Source organism: Ktedonobacter racemifer DSM 44963 (assembly GCF_000178855.1).
Taxonomy (GTDB): Bacteria; Chloroflexota; Ktedonobacteria; order Ktedonobacterales; family Ktedonobacteraceae; genus Ktedonobacter; species Ktedonobacter racemifer.
This window is the reverse complement of record NZ_ADVG01000002.1, coordinates 2,507,889-2,526,413: the sequence shown is the minus strand read 5'-3', so window position 1 is coordinate 2,526,413 and position 18,525 is coordinate 2,507,889. Positions and strand designations below refer to the sequence as shown.

Below are 18,525 nucleotides of genomic sequence, written 5' to 3'. Positions count from 1 at the left end.
TCCGTGCCAAACAACCAGCCTCCATTGCTGGGCCAGGGAGAGCTTGTTTGGGCGCTTGATCCTGTGTAACACGAGCACACGTCCAAGAATTTTTTCTGCTCATCTCGGGCCCTTGAGTACGAATAGACCTTATTGCTTGATTTCCCCGTATCCCAACGCTGCCTCATTATATGCCCAAACATCCAGCGAGGGCGGCTGAATGCCGAGCTGGGTGAGAGTCGTGCAGATCTGGGAGCGGTGGTCGATGCCGTGATCAACGAACTGGATGACCGTGACCAGGAGCGGCGCCCTGTAGATGCCTTCAAACAGGAGTTGGATCACTTGGAGTTGTTCCGGCGTGACCTGCTCGGTGAAGGCGATCATGGCCTCGCCGGAGCGACGGGCGCGCTCGCGCAGTTCGGCGAAGGAGCGCGGGGCCTCCTCATCCTCGAGTAGAGGCGGCGTGGTCGGGAAGCCGCCCGTCGAGCTGGCCGCATAGTCTTCCTCAGCGCCTAGCATATGCTTGAGGGTGACGCGGATGCTGCCATGGGTGCCAGGGAAAACGGCATCGAGCTGGGTATCCGTAAGCTGCTCGCAGGTGTCGAGCAGGCGCAGGTTGGCCCAGAGGTTGTATTTGAAGAAGTCGGAAAGTCCGGTTGCCATGAGTATACTTTACCTTTCAGTGTTGAATTACTACTTTCATCTCACAACGACATAATCGCGCATCAGTAGCATGAAGTTAGCACACCACTGGCGTCATGGTCGGACAATCCCCCTTTGCGATGATGTCATCGGCACTTATCATAGCTTGACAAGAGGCGATTGTCAAAGCTTCAGTGCTGTCCGATCAGGGCTTGTGAATTATTGCTGAGAGCAGGAGACTCCAAGATCTGCTACGATAGACATTCCAAACCGATCTATCGAGAAGAAGGAGCCTCCGATGTCTTATTCTACTGCATTGTCACTGACCTTGCCTTCACTGACGAGTGATGCTCGCCACCAGTTATTGGAAAAGCAACCATTGCTGAGTTTGTACGAAGTGTTTGCCACCATCCCAGATCCCCGTTCCAAGCATGGATTGCGCTATGAATTGGCGTACGTGCTGACCTGCCTGGTAGCGGGCTTCCTCTGCAATTGTGACTCGACCCTGGCAGTTGCAGAGTGGTGTCGTGATCAACGTCTTCTGCTCATCCGACTCTTCGGACCACGTCGCTTCCTGTGCCCCAGTGATTCACTCTACCGCAAACTCCTCCCGCGCCTGGATGCCGAACAGATCGAGTGCGCCCTGGCGGACTGGATACGTCGGACTCTGCAAGCCACCCTCGATGATCCCATTGCCTTAGATGGCAAGACGGTTCGTGGGGGAAGATCGGACAAACATTCTGCTCCCCATCTGCTCTCCTTTCGCACACATCACAGCCAGGAAACACTGCTGCAAGTTGCCGTTTCCGAGAAGACGAATGAAATCCCAGTCGCACAGGCCCTCTTGCCCTGCTTGCCTGTCGATGGACGCGTCTTCACCGCAGACGCTTTGCACACGCAGAAGGATTTCATGAGGTGCGTGGATGCCTTGGGTGGCAAAACCGTTCTCACCGTCAAAAACAATCAGCCGACCCTCTACGCAGATCTCACCGCCTATTTCGCCGATCCACATGCTTCTTTTGCGCAAGACTCCACGCTTGATCAGCATCGAGGACGGATTGAAAAGCGTTCTATCCGTGTGAGCACCGAAATGAATTCCTACCTGGCTGACTGGCCACTCATCGAGCAAGTGGCCGAACTGACACGAACCGTCACGGTTCGCAAAACGGGAAAAACCAGCCACGAAGTGGTCTATCTCATCACGCCTTTGACTGCTCTTGAGGCCAGCCCCCAGCGCTTACTTGCATTAGTACGGGGACACTGGAGTATCGAGAACTCCTCCCATTATGTCCGCGATATGACCTTTGGTGAGGATCGTTCTCGCTTGCGCTCTGGGCAGGCACCTCAGATCCTGGCAACGTTCCGCAATTTGGCGATCACCCTTATTCATCGTCAAGGGTCTTCTCAGATTGCTGCGACCAGACGCCACTTTGCTTCTCATCCTCATCTTGCTTTTCGCTTCTTGCTTCCCAGGAGCGTCGCTCAGCAATAATTCACAAGCCCTGGCTGTCCGATCTTTTTGACTATCTTCAAAATCGATGCCAGTTAAGAGGGCAGCTAACCAGCAAATACCTCCCACACATCTTTCCTCGCTTGTTCCCCACTGATCTTTACACAACAATCGGCATGGCACCCTATTGAATGGCAATTACTCAAACCCAATGAAAAGCATACGTGGATTACAGAAGGTATACAATCAGAGTTTGAAGCCTATCTTTTAATGGGAAGCAAAGAAGCTCGTGCTGTGCGCCTTACCGTTCCGATAGATGCTCAGCCCAAAGTTTTGTTCAAGACCTATTCCCTTGGTGTTCGTACTAATCGCGATGACTGGCTTTATGGCTTTAACAAAGAAGAGTTAGAACAAAGGGTACTGCGCTTTATAGATGTGTACAATGGAGAAGTTGATCGCTGGGCACGAAGAGGTAATAGTTCCACCTCTGTAGATGATTTTGTACTCTACGATGATACTAAGATCAAATGGAGTGAAGGTCTTAAATTGAATCTTCAGCGTCATCAGTATGCAAAATTTTCCAAAGAAAAAATGCGCACGGCACTGTATCGCCCGTTTGTGAAGAAGTGGCTATTTTCTGATAGGCTTCTTAATGAGCGTGTATATCAATTTCCTCAACTTCTTCCCACCCCTTCCTGTGAAATCGAGAATAGAGTCATTGTTGTTAGCGATATTGGTTTTCGTTCGCCTTTTAGCACGTTAGCTACTAATCTTATTCCAGAGTTGCATTTACTAGCCTCGACAGATGGTTTTCAATGCTTCCCTTACTATACCTATTTGGAAGATGGTAGCAATCGCCGCGAGAACATAACAGATTGGGCGCTGAAGCAGTTTCAGGAGAAGTATGGTGCTGAAGTTACAAAGTGGGATATCTTCCACTACATCTACGGCATGCTGCATCATCCGCAGTATCGGGAGTTGTACAAGGAGAACCTGAAGCGCGATCTGCCGCATATTCCCCTGCTACTGAACGAGGATGGCTTTGAGGCATGTGTGAGTGTGGGCAGACAGTTGATGGACTTGCATGTGAACTATGAGCAGGCGGGTGAGTACCAATTGAAGGCTGTATCTAACACTGATATTCCTATGCTCCAACGTCTTTACGTTAAGAAGATGAAGCTTTCGGCGGATAAAACAGCGCTGGTGATGAGTGAGGCCTGACTCTGGAAGGAATCCCCCAGGAGTGCTTTGAGTATCGGCTCGGCAACCGTTCGGCGCTGGAATGGGTGATCGACCAGTATCAAGCCTCGACCGACAAACGTAGCGGCATTGAGAGCGACCCCAACCGCCTGGATGATCCCCAGTACATCATGCGCCTGGTCAAGCAGGTTGTGACGGTGAGTGTGAAGACGGTGGAGCTGGTAAGGGAGTTGACGGAGGCGGTGACGGCGGAGGACTGGCTGGGGGAACAGACAGGAGAAATAGAGGCTAGCGTGTAGAAAGAACTGTTAGAAATAACTTTAGGAGGCCGGAATGAGCACGAATTATACACAACCTTTATCTATTCCTATTTTGGGAATGACTCCCCGCCCAGCTTACCCAGCTAACAAGAATGGGCAGTCTAACCTAGAGAATTGGCGTAAGTTCATAGTGCGTCAGGCTAGGGCCAAATATGACAAAAGTCTGATCCAAGGTGTAGGGCCAAAAACTGAGTTCAAAGTTACAATGCAATTTAGGCTTACAAAAGCTAATTTTGGGGCAGACCTAGATAATTTAGTCAAGCCGGTACAAGATAGTCTGTTTACTCACCGTTCGCTTAAATTTCAGGCGGTTTTTGAGAATTACCCTCACAGTCGCCCGATTTCTGAGTATGTGAACGACAATCAATCCTCACTTTGGAAAAGAAGCCTGATTTTAATCTCAAGCATTACTGCCACGTGGGGAATAAGCATCGTTTTATAGGCGTTTTTTGGCCCTAAGTGGGGAATAAATTCATTTTTATGCCCAAAAATTTAAGCGAACGGTAAGTGTTTAAAGAACACGGACAAGAACAAGTAGCAGATATTGCCGCAGCTTTATTTGATGTTGATGATGAAAGAGTTACCCGGCTAATCCTTGAAAAGGTGGTGGTTTCTACGATGGCGGATGAAGGAGTAGTTGTAGATATAACATGGGCATGATGAGGAGAGTTAGAAGTTCAGTGTTTTTAAGTATTAGCGAGGACTAAAGAGCCTATAGATCAATAGATCTTTAGGCCCTTTAATGTTCTGGTTGTTTACTTTAGATTATCTAAGACTGATAGCCCCCTCCTGGCGTCTCTCTGCTTCATCGACCTCACATACCGTTCTGTTGTACTGACTGACGTGTGACCCATGATACGACTGAGCTTGTAGACATCGCCGCCGTTGAGAAGATAATTGACTGCAAAGGTATGGCGGAACTTGTGAGCGCCAGCGGAGACACTGAGCTTGGCGTGGTCGCGTAGTCGGTAGAGAAGCTGATCGAGGCCGTTGATGGTGAGCGGTTGCTGCCTCTGGCTTATGAAGACCACCTCCTTCTCTTCGGCCCCTTTGCGGTAGAGGCGGATATATTTCTGGATCTGGATGCGTGCCTGTTTTCCAAGTCCTATTTCCCGCTCTTTCCGCCCCTTGCCCATAACGCGGATATAGGCATCGTCGCGTGTGATGACGACGTTCTCAAGAGTGAGGGTGCATAGCTCACTAGCACGTACCCCTGTGTCAAGGAGAAGCGAGAGAATGGCTATATTTCGCTGGGGCATGTCCGAGAGACACCAGCCACAGCAAAAAGCGCCCTCAATTCGTCTTCTGTGAACGTTTCGATGACCTTCTGCTCAACCTTTGGCCTGGCAATCAGCTTGACGGTTCGCGCCTTGACGTGTTGTGAGTACTCTTCATCTTCGGCACACCATCCCAGGAATAGCTTGACGACTTTGATGTAGCCGTGGAGAGTATCAGAGGTGATTGGCTTCTTCGTGCGAGGGTTGATGCGTGTCTTGAGATACCCCAAGAAGGTCAGGACGGTTTTAGGCGTGATCTCTTCCAGCTCGATCTTCTGTTCTTTGCACCAGGCCGCGAACACCTTGAGCTTGTTGTGATACCAGATAAGTGTCTCGCCGGAGAGGTTGCTGTTCGAGACTTCGTAGACTTCAATGGCTTCTTCGATGGTGGTTTTGGTGACTGGTTTCTTCGGCATGTGTCGTCCCTTTCTCAGTGATGCCGGGAAACCGCCTGAAGCCGCTCTACAGGCCGATCCGAGAGAGCAAGGGACTCATAAGCTCTGTGTCACTGGTTCGAGTCCAGTAGCCGCTACCCAGTAGCCCTCGACTAGCTCTTAGAGCAGGTCGGGGGCGTTTTTATTGCCATTGCCTGTAAATGTCTGCACTACCGTCCATTTAGGCGCGACAGTTGGGGTCGGCGAGGGCGTTGGTTTGGGCTTAGTCGTGGGTGTGGGCGTAATAGCTTTCTGGTTTTGTGTCGATGTAGCGCCCTGGCTGGCGTGTGTCGCGGCAGGCGTGACCGACGTAGAGGAACCCCGCGCGCTCGCGCTTGTATTGGCAAAAAGTGAGACGATAAAGAAGAAAAGCGCCACCACGGACCCACTGATCATACCAATCTTAGCGCGCCGCTTGGCAGGCTGAGGCATATTCCACTCTTTTGTGAAGAGCCGGTCCTGACCCGTAAAGGCTTTGAAGCCAGCCCGAATCGCATAGATAAAAGCAAATATTGGATAGAAGAAGAGAAATAGACAGCCTATACTGAGGCGTCTGTTAGGGCTCATCTGGCGCCATTGCAGAAGTCCCTCCAGGTTAAAGAAGCCTCGCCAGTCGACGACGAATACGCAGACAATGATGCCTATTAAAAGAGATATACCCAAACCCACTGAGGGTGGTGTGCTTTGCGTCGTTGTTGTTTCTGGAGTGGAACCTACCAGTATGAAGGAGAATAGAAAGGTCGCTGCGAGTCCCAGAAAGAGCTTTTTGCCGTAGGGGCTGAGCGCGCCTGGTGGCGGAGGCGGGGTTGGCAGGTAGGGATTGGGGGCGTAGGAACCTGTGAAGTGCGGAGGTGTTCCATAGTTATTGGCTTGATAGGGGTCGCTGGGTACCGGCGCCCCATAGCTGGGAGTCGAATAGGGATCGGTAGCCATGGTCGGCGCGGGAATGTAGGGTGGCTGGGTAGAAGCCTGGTTGGGCTGCGTTGACTTATACTGTGAGGGGTCAGCCGTGGGTCGATATTGTGTCGGATCATAGTAACCCCGGTTCACGGTTGGGTCATATTGATAGGGATCATAAGGTGGCTGGTTATTGGTATTCATAGATAACTCCGAATGTGTAAAGTGTCAATATTGACCTACAATTGAGTCTCATAGGAGATGGGACAGAAGAGAATTTCAGGATAGATATATGAGCCTGTATAAGCTCGTCAATTATGCGGAAAACTGGGGTCTTTGTCAAGAGATTGACGAGAATCTGGGGAGGAGATTGCGAGAACTGATCTGGCGCAGTAGGAGAAAAGAAAAAGAGCGACCTCTCTGATCTCAGAGAAGTCGCCCAGGACTGGAACTAGATGCTCAGGTCCCAGACGGTCTGGCCCGAGGAGAGAAGGTCGGCTTCAAAGGCGAGCGTGAAGCTCTTCTGGCTGGCAGAGACCTGGTAGGTCAGATCGCCCTTGGATTTATCACCAGCGGCAATCTTGCCATTAGGCGCGGGTGTGACTCCGCTGGTGAGGAGGGCGTCTTTCCCTTCTGTTCCATCCTTATCCTTCAGTTTGAAGTTGAGCAGGCTGCTGATATTCTGCTCTTTGCTGCTGATATTTTTGACCGTGACGTTGACAATCAGGAACGTGTTGCCTGCGTCGGGTTTAATGATATCGTCGCCATTTGAGGTTTTGACGCTGTTGACGGTCACTTCCCATGTATCACCCACTTTGACAGTTTCGCCAACTTTAAAGTGCTTGACTTGCTGCGAAGTTTGCGAGGTAGTGCTGCTGGAGGTTGAGGTGCCGGTGTTATCGGAGCTGGCGCCACAGGCTAACAACGCGCCCAGGATAACGAAGAGACCAGCGAGGAATACGAGAGTCTTTTTCATGTCTTTACCTTCCACGTCTAACATATTTTTATGTGCTCTGTGAGCAAGGTGTAGTATAAGCTCAGCTGGCTCCCTATGCTGTGAGATAGCTCATCATTATTGCGTGATCTATTTCAACCTGGGCGAGTGAAGCATTCTGTTTCTCCAGGGATAACATTATGTATCAAAGCAGAATGTCGTTCTTCAACTTTTGTGGATAAATATGTGGATAAGTTGTGGATAAGTTTTTTAACTAATCTATTGGGAATGGCGTATTCTCGCGCTTCATGCGTGATTTTCGCCACGTATACCAACCCCATGCCAACGCATATGCCAGCGTTAGCCCTACCAGGTCTGTTGCCAGGTCGCGCCAGTCGTCCCAGGCCAGCCACCTGTGCTTAAAAAGGAGTTGTGCTGCCTCCTGGATTACTCCTACGAGAAGCAAGCAGAAATATAAGAGTAGCTTTTTGCGCAGTTCAGGGAATACATATATTGTGCCTAGCCCTAACAAAAGAAACAGACCTATGTGTCCTATCGCATGCTCAGTGTCGTTAGCAAAGATCGTAAAGAGCACATGCCCAAAGGCGGCCCATTTCAGACCCAGCCATTCTTCGGGAAAGATGATCCAGGCAACCAGGAGTAATAACGGCCATAGACGTGTCAACCTCTGGACATGTTCTCTCTGCATTTCTCACCTTTCCCTATCTTAAGATCTTATTCCGAAACCCAACGTCACTCTCATGACTAGCACTTCCCCCATTCAGGGACAAGCGCGCTCAGGATTTCGGATAAGAAGTAAGTAAATTTAGCATCTTTTGACAGAGCTTACACGTTCATTTCAGGTTCATCAAGGACGCGCGAGCACTTCACGCGGCACCTGAGACAATGAAGGTGTGGGAAATGATAGATGAGCGAAGTAGTGGCAATGGGATTCGAACCCATAACCCCCGTCTTATAAGGACGATGCTCTCACCATTGAGCTATGCCACCAGGAAGCGCAGGAACTGAATATATCGCTATGTTATATTTAGTCACAAAGCTAATAGTATGTATTTTCTTCGATGTTTTGCGTTGAGAGAAATGGTGCGTTGTTACTGCTTTTATATTTGACAAATTAACATTATATTTGCGTTTTGTCAACGTTGTTTTCAGGTTTTATTGGTTAAAGAAAATACAAAAATCTCTAATGGGTGGAAGGGGATAAAAAAGGAGGAGTAGCCGCGTACGTCTGTAGCAGCTATACTGTGCTATATGGGGCGATGAATAAAGAGAGGTTGTATCTGCATGGACGAGAAGAAGGAAACATCGAGGGTCGAGGCCTTTAGCGATGGCGTGTTTGCTATCGCTATTACATTGTTAATTTTAGATGTAACGTCTGCGTTTAGTGATGCATCAAAGCTTAAGCTCTTTGAATTACTTTGTCAGCAGTGGACGGTGCTGCTGGCATTTTTGCTGAGTTTTGCTACCATAGGCATTATGTGGCTAAATCACCATAGACTATTTGCGCTGATCGTGCGTGTCGATCATACCTTGCTGGTGCTCAATATCCTCTTGCTGCTGGCCGCGACCGTGGTACCCTTCCCCACGGCTTTACTGGGCCGGTATGGCGCGGATATGGTGAATGGCGTGGATGTGAAGAATAATGGAACCAATTTTTGGCTGGCGACGATTTTGTATAACGGTGTATTTCTCTTTGTGGCGATTGTCTATAACCTCCTCTGGCGTTATGCGACGCATAAGCGACGCTTGCTGAGCAGGGATGTGGATATGGAGGCGGTCAAACGCATTGATCGACAATATCTGTTGGGGCCGCTCTTTTATGCCATTGCCTTCATCCTGGCGTTCTTTAACTCCCAGCTTAGCCTGGCGGTGAATATCTTACTGGCGATCTTCTTCCTGCTGCCAGGAATCGCACTTTCGACAAGCCAGAAGCCAGCATAAACGATAGTGGAGGGTGCGGTCAGCCCATAGGCTGACCGCACCCTCCACTATCGTTTATGCTTATTGTACGCCGGCGACGGTGTAGCCTGCGTCGTCGAGGGCGGTCTCGATCTTCTCCATGGAGACCTGCTCGGGCTGGTAACCAAAGGAGACGGTTTTTGTGGAGAGGCTGACGTTGATGTCTTTGACGCCATCTAGTCCGGTGAGGGCCTTGTTGATGGCATTGACGCAATGCTCGCAGCTCATATCAGGCACTGAAAGCGTAATTTCCTTCATGCTGTTCTCCTCTATGTTTAATGCGGAATAAGGTGAGTTCACTTGTTGCCGGCGACGTTGTAGAGTTGGAGCAGCTCATCGATAACCGCCTCTTCCCGTCCCTCCTTGATGCCCTCCACAACGCATGATTCCAGGTGTCCGCTGAGAATTAATTGCTCAAGCTTCTCAATGGCCTTGCGGACAGCATGCGTCTGACGCAGCACGTCGACACAGTATTTGTCTTCTTCGACCATCTTGCGAATACCCGCGATATGACCTTCAATGTAATTGAGTCGCTTCAGGACATCTTGCTTTTCGGCTTTCATTCCCCTTCTCCTGCTTTTCATCTCAGCAACACGACTGGTCAAACTCGCCGCCGGCCTGCTTGATCTGTTTTGTCTGTACCCCTTACCGGGGGGTATGGGGTATATTATAACATGTGTTGCTTGTATCTACAAGCGGAGTCCGCTACTTGCATATGTGGCTAATGAGAGAGCTTCCCAGTCCCTACCGGGTATAGAGCGTCTCCCCGCTTTTCAGCGAATGCGCAAAACATGGATTGCACTGACCCTCCGGGTGGGGGTTGACTTGTCTTGTTTTGTGGGGTATAGTGTCTGCTATACCCCTACCGGGGGGGTGTGGATAGTAATGCGTATGCTATGTGTAGGGTCCATGCTGGCATGGACTCCGAGCGAAGCGACCTTGCGGACATACCTAAGATAAATCGTGGGTCTTGAGTCCATGCCAGCATGGACCCTACAGGTTTCCAGCATGGACCCGCGATATTATAAATTTGATGTGATTTGATTCGTTTGTTTAGAACGAGGTTCGTTCTTATGAATATGAAAATGCATACGCCGCTTGAGAGTCCCTCTCAGACGACATATACATCCGAGCAACTCGCCTTCTCGGTGGAGGGGATGACTTGCGCCGCCTGCGCGATGCGTATCGAGAAGGGTTTGAAGAAGCTGCCAGGCGTGAATGAGGCCAGCGTCAACCTGGCCTCTGAGATGGCGAGCGTGGCCTTCAATCCCCAGCAAGTCGATTTTGCGCAGATGGCGCAGAAGGTAGATGCTCTGGGGTATAAGGCTATTCCACCTGTGGCCGCTGTAACGGCCGCACCGCAGGAGGCACAGATCCTCTTCGCGGTGGAGGGGATGACCTGTGCCTCTTGCGCGATGCGTATCGAGAAGGGCTTGAAGAAGTTGCCAGGGGTGCATACGGCCAATGTGAATCTGGCATCTGAGCAGGCAACGGTGGCCTATGATCCCACGCAGGCGCAGCCGGAGCAGATGGTGCAGAAGGTAGATGCCCTGGGGTATAAGGCTATTCCTCGCGTCGGTGAGGCGGTTCGTCCAGCAGACGAGGAGGAGCAGGATCAGGAGGAGGGCGAGGCCCTCGATCCTTTGCAGTTCATTGCCAAGCGCCAGGAAGAGCAGAGCGCGCGTCACCGCGCCGAGCTTGAGCGCAAACGCAGCCTGCTGATTGTAGGTGTCATCCTGAGCGCTATTGTGGTCTTCTTCAACATGTTCTTTATGGGTGCTAGCATACCCGGCATGGGCAATATGAATACCATGCTGCTGGCGTTTACCGCGCCGGTCTGGGGCATGGTAGGCTGGGAGTTCCACCGCAACGCGCTGAAGAATCTACGCCATCTGAGCGCCACGATGGATACCCTGATCTCCTTTGGCTCGACGGCAGCCTTTGCTCTCAGTATCGCAATCACCTTTAATCCCTCGCTGGGAACTATGACCTTTTACGATACGACCGCGCTAATCATTACTCTGATCTACCTGGGTAAATATCTGGAGGCACGTGCTCGCCTGCGCACGAATGATGCTCTGAAGAAGCTTATTGGCTTACAGGCTCATGTGGCCCACGTTGTGCGCAAGGGCCAGGAGATGGATATTCCTGTGGCGCGGGTCCGCGTGGGCGATATCCTGCGCGTGCGCCCTGGTGAGAAGATCCCCGTGGATGGCGAGGTTTTGGGGGGCCAGTCCTCTGTCGATGAGTCGATGCTGACTGGCGAGAGTTTGCCTGTCGAGAAGGCTGAGGGCGACACGATCATTGGGGCAACCCTCAACCAGCAGGGTCTGTTGCAGGTCCGGGCAACCAGGGTGGGCGCGGATACCATGCTGGCCCAGATCGTACGCATGGTAGAGCAGGCCCAGGGATCAAAGGCTCCGATCCAGCGCCTGGCCGATACCGTCTCGGGTATCTTTGTTCCAGCGGTGCTCGTAGTTGGCCTGCTCACCTTCGTTGGTTGGTTGATCTATGGCAACCTCTTCTCTCTGCCCCCCATGATGATGCCGATGTATATGGGCGGTCATCTGATGAATATGCTCATGCATATGGACCCTACAGTCAATGCCCTGGTAACGGCGATCACGGTCATCGTGGTGGCTTGTCCCTGTGCGCTGGGTTTGGCGACCCCGACGGCGATTATGGTAGGGACGGGCAAGGGGGCGGAGCAGGGTATTCTCATTCGTGGTGGTGAGAGCCTGGAGCGCATTCAGGCCATCGAGGCCGTCATGCTCGACAAAACTGGCACGGTTACGCGGGGTAAGCCTGAGTTGACGGATGTCCTGGTTCTGGATGAGACCCTGGACGAGGAGACGCTGCTACGGCTGGTCGCGCAGTCCGAGCAGGGATCAGAGCACCAGCTGGCGGCGGCCATCGTCGAGGGCGCGAAGGCGCGGGACCTTGCCCTGGCACACTATCCCACGCGCTTCGTCGCGCTTCCAGGGCGGGGCGTCGAGGCCCTGGTTGAGGGGCGTGAGTTGCTGATTGGGAATCGGCGCCTCCTCCAGGAGCGCGGGATTGCCTTTGACGCGCTATTGTCACAACTTGAAGCCCTGGAGCAGGCGGGCAAGACAGCAATGCTGATCAGTGTGGATGGCAGGCTGGCGGGTCTCGTCGCCGTCGCGGATACGGTCAAGGAGAGTTCGGCCGCAGCCATTGCCGAACTGAAGCAGCGCGGCCTGGCAGTCTGGATGATTACCGGCGACAACGAACGCACGGCCCGGGCCATTGCCGAGCAGGTGGGCATCGATGCCGAGCATGTACTGGCCGATGCCCTGCCCGAGGAGAAGGCCAGGCAGGTCAAGAGCCTGCAAGACCTGGGCATGGTCGTGGCCTTTGTGGGCGATGGCATTAATGACGCGCCCGCCCTGGTGCAGGCCGATGCCGGCATCGCCATGGGGACTGGAACCGATATCGCCATGGAGGCGGCGGACATTACTCTCGTGAAGGGCAATCTGCAAAGCGTGGTGAGCGCGCTGGAGCTTTCGCGGGCCACGATGCGTACGATCAAGCAGAACCTCTTCTGGGCCTTCGCCTACAATGTGTTCTTGATTCCTACGGCCATTCTCTCGCCGCTGATCCCCTTCCTACAGACCCAGGCCCCCATCTTTGCCGCCGGCGCAATGGCGCTCTCTTCTGTCACAGTAGTGACAAACTCCCTGAGGCTGCGCGGCTTCCATCTGAAATAAAGTTATGATGGTGGTGGCTGGACGGCGGAGCCGTCCAGCCACCACCATCATAACTTTATTTCATGATATGCTATAATCTTGCGGAGTATTTCTATTTTGTTTCCGCTTTTGCCCCGCTGAGCAAGAAAAGCAAATTGGGAGAGTTTGATCGTCTGTGTCGTTTGTTGGGAAGGCTGGCTGACCTGCAATGCTCATTACGCGTATTGAGTTAGAGAATATCAAGAGCTACCGTCATTTTAGCGTAGATTTTCGCCGTGGGACGACGGCCATTAGTGGCGAAAACGGGGCTGGCAAGACCACTTTGGTTGAGGCTATTGGTTTCGCTCTTTTTGATTCCCTTCCCTACAGCCAGGCGCGTTTCGTGCGCGAGGGCGAGAAGTGGGGCCGGGTACTTGTCCATCTGCTGGGCGGAGATGAGCGCCCGTATGTCGTGGAGCGTCGCTGTGGCTCCGGCTCGCGCTGGCTGATTCACGATGAAGAGGCCAATATGCGCATCGAGCAGGGCGCGGATGTGCTGGATAAGCTGCATGAGCTCTTCGGCATTGATCGCGAACGTCCGCTCGACTCGCTCTTCCGCGATGCCCTGGGCGTCCCCCAGGGAACCTTTACCTCCATCTTTCTCGAGGCGGCGAGCAAGCGCAAGCAGACCTTCGATGCCCTGCTCCAGATCGAAGATTACAAGGCCGCCGCCGAGTATCTGTTGGATTCTCAGAAAGATTACCGCGAGCAGATGCAGCAGCGTCAGAGCCGCATCGACCAGCTTGAGTATGAGACGCGCGAGCTTGAGCAGTGGCGTGAGCAGTTGAAGCAGTCTCGCCAGGAGGACGCGCAGCAGAAGGTGCGTAATGCCGAGCTTACAACAACATTGGCACAGCTGGAGAAGCGTGAGCAAGAGCTGAATGCGCAATATAACCAGCTCCAGGATCTACGCCGCTCTTCCGAGGCGCGTGCGAGCCAGTATGATTCCGCGCGTAGCATCCTGGCAAACTATCAGCAGGCCCTGGCACAGGCCCAGGCCGCCGAACAGATCGCCTGCGAGACAGAAACTGGCTACCAGCAGTATCTTCAGGCTGAGGGTGCGCTTGAGCAACTGCGTCAACAGGAGCAGCAGCGCAATCGCTTGCTCAAGGAGCAGGCGCGCCTGGGCAATAAACACGCCTCGATTGAGATGAAGGCGAAGGGGTTGCATACGCGTTTGCAGGAGGTAGAGCAGGCGCGTCAGCGTATCGAGACGCTTCAGCCAGATGTACAGCGCCAGCAAGAGTTGGAGGAGCGACGCGACGAGCTACTTCAGAATGTCAAGCTCTATAAGTCCATCTGCGAAGAGGGGAAGAACCAGCGCGAACGCCTGGAGAGCACCAGGAAGACTGGCGGGGTGCTGGAGCAACGTATCACGGCGATTGAACCACTGGTGGACCTGGCGCAACGCCTGCCAGAGCTTGACCTGGCGCGTTCGCGTTTGCAGGTGCAGAGCGTCGAGCGCAAGAACAAGTTCCAGCAACTAAATGAGAAGCGGCGCGCCTTGCAGGAGCGACGCGATCAGCATGTGCCCCTGCTCACCAAACTCCAAAAGGCCGAGCGTAATGTCCAGCTTATCGACGAGAATCGTGCTGAAGCGGAAGAGATGCCTAAGCTTCAGGAGCTCTTGAACGAAATCAACGCCCGCCTTCATCGCCTGGATGGCAATATCGAGGCCTATAGCGATTCCCTGAAGCAGTCGGCGGGCGGGCAGTGTCCCCTCTTGCGCGAACCCTGCCTCAATATCAAGAATCGGGGTATGGTCAGCCTGGAATCCTATTTCGAGAACCTGCTCGTCGAGGAGCGTGCGCAGCGGCAGCAGGTTCTCACTGAGCGCAAGGACGTTGAGGCTCGCATCGAGCAGATCAAAAAATATGCCGATGCCCTGGGGAAATATAGCCTCTATGTCGAGAAGCGCGATGATCTCAAGCGGCAGATGCAGCAGCTTGAGAGCGAAATGGAGCAGCTTGAGGAGGCATGTGCTGAACTGGAAGCCCAGCTTGAGATGCTCAAAGAGCATGATAGTCGGGTGCGTGAAAACGAAGAACAGTATAAAGAGAGTAAGCTGGCAAGCGAGAAGGTCGCCACCCTGCCAGGGCTGCGCGATCAGCTCCAGCAAAACGAGCAGCTCATCACGCAGTACGAGACCGATATCCAGACGATGCGTGAACGCGCCAATCAGTTGCGCGATAGTGAGCCGCGTCTACAGCAGGTCAACGAGCAATTGATCACCCTCAACGATCCACGCGCGCAATTGCGTGAGCAGCGAAATATCGTCGCCCAGGCTGCCCAGTTTCAGAAGGAAGTGGCCGAGGCGGAGCAGGAGCTTGCGGAACTAAACACCCAACTCGCTGCCCTGCATGAACAGCTCGCTGTCTATCACGAGCTTGATGAGAGTATCAAGGGACAGGAGGAGCTACGCCAGCGCTCCCAGGGCGCGCATCAGAACTACCTCAAGCACATCGAGCAGGCGCGAGCCTTGCCTGAGCGCGAGCGCGTCTTCCGCCAGCAGGAGCAGGAGACCGAGCAGGCCCACCAGCGTATGCGTGAGGCCGAGCAGGCATACATACAGGCCCGAGCCACCTTCAATGAGCAGGAGCTTGACGAGGTGCGCAGGCAGCGACGCGACCTGCACGGCGAGATTAGCAGCCTCGCGGAGAAGATGCAGCAGATCCAACGCGCCATCAACGAGGCCGAGCAGCGTATCCAGAACGCTGAGCAGCAGTTGCGCGAGCTGGAGGGGACGCGCCAGGAGTACCGCGAGTTGGAAGACTTGCATACCATGATGGAATACTTCCGTAAGGTGATCAAGGAGGCCGCGCCTTACGTCCTCAAGGCCATGCTCAACGACATCTCGGCCGAGGCTAATCGTATCTTTGGCGAGATCATGGGCGACCGCAGCGCCCAGCTCTCCTGGCAGAATGATTACGAGGTTGTGCTACGCCGCCAGGGCGTATCGCGCACTTTTGCGCAATTGAGCGGTGGTGAGCAGATGAGCGCTGCCCTTGCTGTGCGTCTGGCCCTGCTCAAGAAGCTCTCGACACTCAATCTCGCGTTCTTTGATGAGCCAACGCAGAACATGGACGAGCTACGCCGCATGAACCTCGCCGAGCAGATCCGCCGTGTCCGTGGCTTTGAGCAGTTGATCGTCATCAGTCACGACGATACATTTGAGCAGGGGCTGGATAGCCTGATTCGCTTGCGCAAGGCCAGCGGCGAGACCCAGCTGCAACAGGAGGGATTATCCGAGTCATCCTTTAGCGACGAAGCGCTCTACCCCAATGGGTCCAACGAGCCTTCCATGGAGCATGTTTAATCTGTTGGTGTGTAGAGGACCCTGGCGGCCTAGGTCGCCAGGGTCCTCTACACACCAACATCACACTTAACAAAAAAGGAGTTTGCTCATGCTGCACAAAGGCAAGCTGCTCGCTGCCCTGAACTTGAAGCGCGGTCAGTTCTCGCTCTATGACGGCAGCTTTGGCGACCAGCTCAAGTCCTATCGCCATGTGCTGGAGAACCTCTATCATCGCTATCCCTCCAGCGCCGCGCTGGAGCAGATCCTGCCGCCCGCCGAGCCGGGGATGCCCTCTGCTGGTGCTCGCCCAACCATCGAGTTTGACCACTGGTTGGCTGAGGCCGCTTTGCGTGAATATCGCGCGCCCCACTATCCCTTTGGTCAGGCCTTTGCCAATCATGAACAGGCCAATCAGTGGGCCGAGTGTATCGAGGGCGTCACCACGATTGCCGTGGATGGCAGCCAGTTGCTTCCCTGGCGCGATGCCTCGATTCCAGTCGCGCTGGTCCAGGTGGGTTTCTTTGTCAATCCGCATGGGCACAACCGCCCCTACACGAAGGATGTGCGCCTTGAAGTGTTGGCCCCGGATGAGATCATGGAGGATGCGCGCAAAGAAGGGGACGATCCCGATAGCTATCCCTACTCCGATATGCAGGTGACGCTGCGCCGCTATCTGCTGGAGATTGAGACGCTTTGTAACCTGATGGAACAGCAGGCGCGTAACCGTCGCGTCGATGATCCTGCGCATAGCCCCGTGGTCTTCTTCGATGGCTCGCTGGTGGTTTCGTTCGCCTTGACCATGCTTCCGCAGTATCGCCAGAAATATGTTGATTCTGCCGTAATGCTCCTAAAGCTCTCCGAGGATCTGCGCGTTCCCTTGATTGGGTATATCGATACCAGCTATGCTCGCGATATGATTACCATGCTGCGCCGTGTGGATGGGGCCGACCGCCAACCTATTCTGCGGGATACCAAGAAGATCCACGACGCCCTGCTCTGGCAGGGACATATGAACTGGGGTGATCGCACGCCTGCCATGCTGTGTGCGCGTAACGATATCCTCGATAGCTATGGGCCCTATCGCGACCGTGTCGCTTTCTCGTATCTGCAAACCTCCTCTACGCGTCCGCCTGCCCGCCTGGAGTTCCCGCGCTGGATGCTTGATGACGGACTTGTAGAGCCAGTGATGGATGTAGTACGTGCCGAGATTATTATTGGCAAGGGCTATCCCTATGCGATTGAAACCGCCGACCAGGTCTCGGTCATTCGCTCGGTTGACCGCGACATCTTCTACAATCAGTTTCAGGAGTTTATCCAGCACCAGGGCATGAAGTTCACCTACTCACAGAAGTCTATGAGCAAGGGACGCCGCCGCTATCCTTAATTCACCCCTCTTTGAGGAAAGGTTCTCCCTCGCTCATGTGTTATACTAACTTACAATAGAGAGAAGAGTCATTAACCAGAGTCAAGTGTGTGATGGAGGTTGGCAGATAGAGCCAGGCAACCATCGCATACCTTATCCGAAGAAACCCATCACACACGTAAACCAGAGTCGGGTGTGTGATATGGTTTGGCAGCCGAAGGCTGCCAAACCATATCACACAATATAACTAGCGCCGCAGGCGCGAGAAGTGAGAAACAGAACCTAACACATATGTCTCGTTCAACAACACACACTTTCACTTGCCCCTGTGGCGAAGTGTTTTCCAGTTCAATATATGAGTATGTCAACGTCGCTAAAGACGCCGGTCTCCGCTATACCGTGCTCGCGGGCCTGCTCAACGTCTCTGTCTGCCCCAACTGTGGAGGGAAAGCGGCCATCTCGACGCCTTTCATATATTCAGACCCGGCCCACAATTTGTTGGCCTATGTCCATCCACGTGGCGACGCACCCCAGGAGGCGCGATTGCTCATCTTAGAGAATCTGCGCTCGGCTTATGAGAACGTCGAGGCGCTGCTCGTGGCTCGTGACGGAGCCGATGGGGCTGGCGATCATATCGCGACGCTCTCCCCTCGACAGGCCCAGGACCTGCCCCCATTGCAGGTGGTCTTCGGCCTGGATCAGCTCTCAGAACTTATCAGTGGAGTGCTCACGCCGGAAGAGCGCCTGGGTAAGCTCGCACTGAGCACTCAGAGCCGGAACGATGCGGAGCGCAGCCAGTTTTACAGTATCGCTCGCAAGCTTGCCAGCGAGATGGACTGTAGCGTGGAGGTGGAGAGTCTCCCCGACGAATACGTTGTCTGGCTCTATGGCTCACGACGCCAGATCGGTGCCCTCATGCGCGAACTCGCCCCTGGAGGGTAATAGTAAAAACATAATTGATGGTGCTGACCACGAGGCAAAGCCTCGTGGTCAGCACCATCAATTATG

18 protein-coding genes and 1 tRNA gene are annotated in these 18,525 nt (G+C 53.5%); 10 read left to right on the top strand and 9 right to left on the bottom strand.

Annotated features, from left to right (window positions below):
- Positions 1-129 precede the first annotated feature (129 nt).
- A complete protein-coding gene (locus tag KRAC_RS27225) occupies positions 130-642 on the bottom strand; it encodes a DinB family protein (protein ID WP_007912831.1) in 513 nt (170 codons plus the stop codon).
- A gap of 277 nt (positions 643-919) precedes the next feature.
- On the opposite strand from KRAC_RS27225, the gene KRAC_RS27220 reads away from it, so the two are divergent.
- The 5 genes from KRAC_RS27220 (at position 920) to KRAC_RS71705 (ending at position 4,251) form a co-directional block, all read left to right on the top strand.
- Entirely contained in the window at positions 920-2,113 is a 1,194-nt protein-coding gene (locus tag KRAC_RS27220) for an ISAs1 family transposase (protein ID WP_007912830.1), read from the top strand.
- A 228-nt stretch (positions 2,114-2,341) separates the two neighbouring features.
- Positions 2,342-3,292, top strand: a complete 951-nt coding sequence (locus tag KRAC_RS27215) for a type ISP restriction/modification enzyme (protein ID WP_052568608.1) — start codon at positions 2,342-2,344, stop codon at positions 3,290-3,292.
- On the top strand, positions 3,289-3,570 hold the full coding sequence (locus KRAC_RS78455; RefSeq protein WP_169460958.1) for a type ISP restriction/modification enzyme: 282 nt from the start codon (positions 3,289-3,291) through the stop codon (positions 3,568-3,570). The genes KRAC_RS27215 and KRAC_RS78455 overlap by 4 nt, the downstream gene beginning before the upstream one ends.
- Before the next feature lie 34 nt (positions 3,571-3,604).
- Positions 3,605-4,033, top strand: coding sequence for a RusA family crossover junction endodeoxyribonuclease (locus KRAC_RS27210; protein ID WP_007912829.1), 429 nt, complete (start codon positions 3,605-3,607; stop codon positions 4,031-4,033).
- 65 nt (positions 4,034-4,098) lie between these two features.
- Positions 4,099-4,251: a hypothetical protein gene (locus tag KRAC_RS71705; protein WP_157507103.1), complete on the top strand. Its 153-nt coding sequence runs from the start codon at positions 4,099-4,101 to the stop codon at positions 4,249-4,251.
- 95 nt (positions 4,252-4,346) lie between these two features.
- Here KRAC_RS71705 and KRAC_RS27205 read toward each other — a convergent pair whose 3' ends face one another.
- The 6 genes from KRAC_RS27205 to KRAC_RS27180 all read right to left on the bottom strand — a co-directional run bounded on the left by KRAC_RS27205 (position 4,347) and on the right by KRAC_RS27180 (position 8,144).
- Complete coding sequence (locus KRAC_RS27205; RefSeq protein ID WP_040444212.1) at positions 4,347-4,850, bottom strand: tyrosine-type recombinase/integrase; 504 nt, start codon at positions 4,848-4,850, stop codon at positions 4,347-4,349.
- Complete coding sequence (locus tag KRAC_RS27200) at positions 4,832-5,284, bottom strand: phage integrase SAM-like domain-containing protein (protein WP_040444211.1); 453 nt, start codon at positions 5,282-5,284, stop codon at positions 4,832-4,834. Before KRAC_RS27200 ends, KRAC_RS27205 begins: the two co-directional genes overlap by 19 nt.
- Before the next feature lie 138 nt (positions 5,285-5,422).
- Positions 5,423-6,403 carry a hypothetical protein gene (locus tag KRAC_RS27195; protein WP_007912828.1) on the bottom strand — a complete coding sequence of 327 codons (981 nt, stop codon included), beginning with the start codon at positions 6,401-6,403 and terminating at the stop codon, positions 5,423-5,425.
- A 247-nt stretch (positions 6,404-6,650) separates the two neighbouring features.
- Positions 6,651-7,175, bottom strand: a complete 525-nt coding sequence (locus KRAC_RS27190) for a DUF4352 domain-containing protein (protein WP_052568605.1) — start codon at positions 7,173-7,175, stop codon at positions 6,651-6,653.
- Positions 7,176-7,407: 232 nt separating this feature from the next.
- Entirely contained in the window at positions 7,408-7,842 is a 435-nt protein-coding gene (locus KRAC_RS27185; RefSeq protein ID WP_007912822.1) for a hypothetical protein, read from the bottom strand.
- Positions 7,843-8,071: 229 nt separating this feature from the next.
- Positions 8,072-8,144: transfer RNA gene (locus KRAC_RS27180), tRNA-Ile, on the bottom strand.
- Positions 8,145-8,438: 294 nt separating this feature from the next.
- Here KRAC_RS27180 and KRAC_RS27175 point away from each other — a divergent pair.
- A complete protein-coding gene (locus KRAC_RS27175) occupies positions 8,439-9,095 on the top strand; it encodes a TMEM175 family protein (RefSeq protein ID WP_007912821.1) in 657 nt (218 codons plus the stop codon).
- 60 nt (positions 9,096-9,155) lie between these two features.
- Here KRAC_RS27175 and KRAC_RS27170 read toward each other — a convergent pair whose 3' ends face one another.
- Positions 9,156-9,371, bottom strand: a complete 216-nt coding sequence (locus KRAC_RS27170) for a heavy-metal-associated domain-containing protein (protein WP_007912816.1) — start codon at positions 9,369-9,371, stop codon at positions 9,156-9,158.
- A 38-nt stretch (positions 9,372-9,409) separates the two neighbouring features.
- A complete protein-coding gene (locus KRAC_RS27165; protein WP_007912814.1) occupies positions 9,410-9,676 on the bottom strand; it encodes a metal-sensitive transcriptional regulator in 267 nt (88 codons plus the stop codon).
- A 510-nt stretch (positions 9,677-10,186) separates the two neighbouring features.
- On the opposite strand from KRAC_RS27165, the gene KRAC_RS27160 reads away from it, so the two are divergent.
- The 4 genes from KRAC_RS27160 (at position 10,187) to KRAC_RS27145 (ending at position 18,459) form a co-directional block, all read left to right on the top strand.
- Positions 10,187-12,841, top strand: a complete 2,655-nt coding sequence (locus KRAC_RS27160) for a heavy metal translocating P-type ATPase (protein WP_007912812.1) — start codon at positions 10,187-10,189, stop codon at positions 12,839-12,841.
- Between the two features lie 187 nt (positions 12,842-13,028).
- Entirely contained in the window at positions 13,029-16,175 is a 3,147-nt protein-coding gene (locus KRAC_RS27155) for an AAA family ATPase (RefSeq protein ID WP_007912810.1), read from the top strand.
- 88 nt (positions 16,176-16,263) lie between these two features.
- A complete protein-coding gene (locus KRAC_RS27150) occupies positions 16,264-17,538 on the top strand; it encodes a DNA double-strand break repair nuclease NurA (RefSeq protein WP_007912808.1) in 1,275 nt (424 codons plus the stop codon).
- 270 nt (positions 17,539-17,808) lie between these two features.
- Positions 17,809-18,459 carry a CpXC domain-containing protein gene (locus tag KRAC_RS27145; protein ID WP_007912806.1) on the top strand — a complete coding sequence of 217 codons (651 nt, stop codon included), beginning with the start codon at positions 17,809-17,811 and terminating at the stop codon, positions 18,457-18,459.
- The last annotated feature ends 66 nt before the right edge of the window (positions 18,460-18,525 follow it).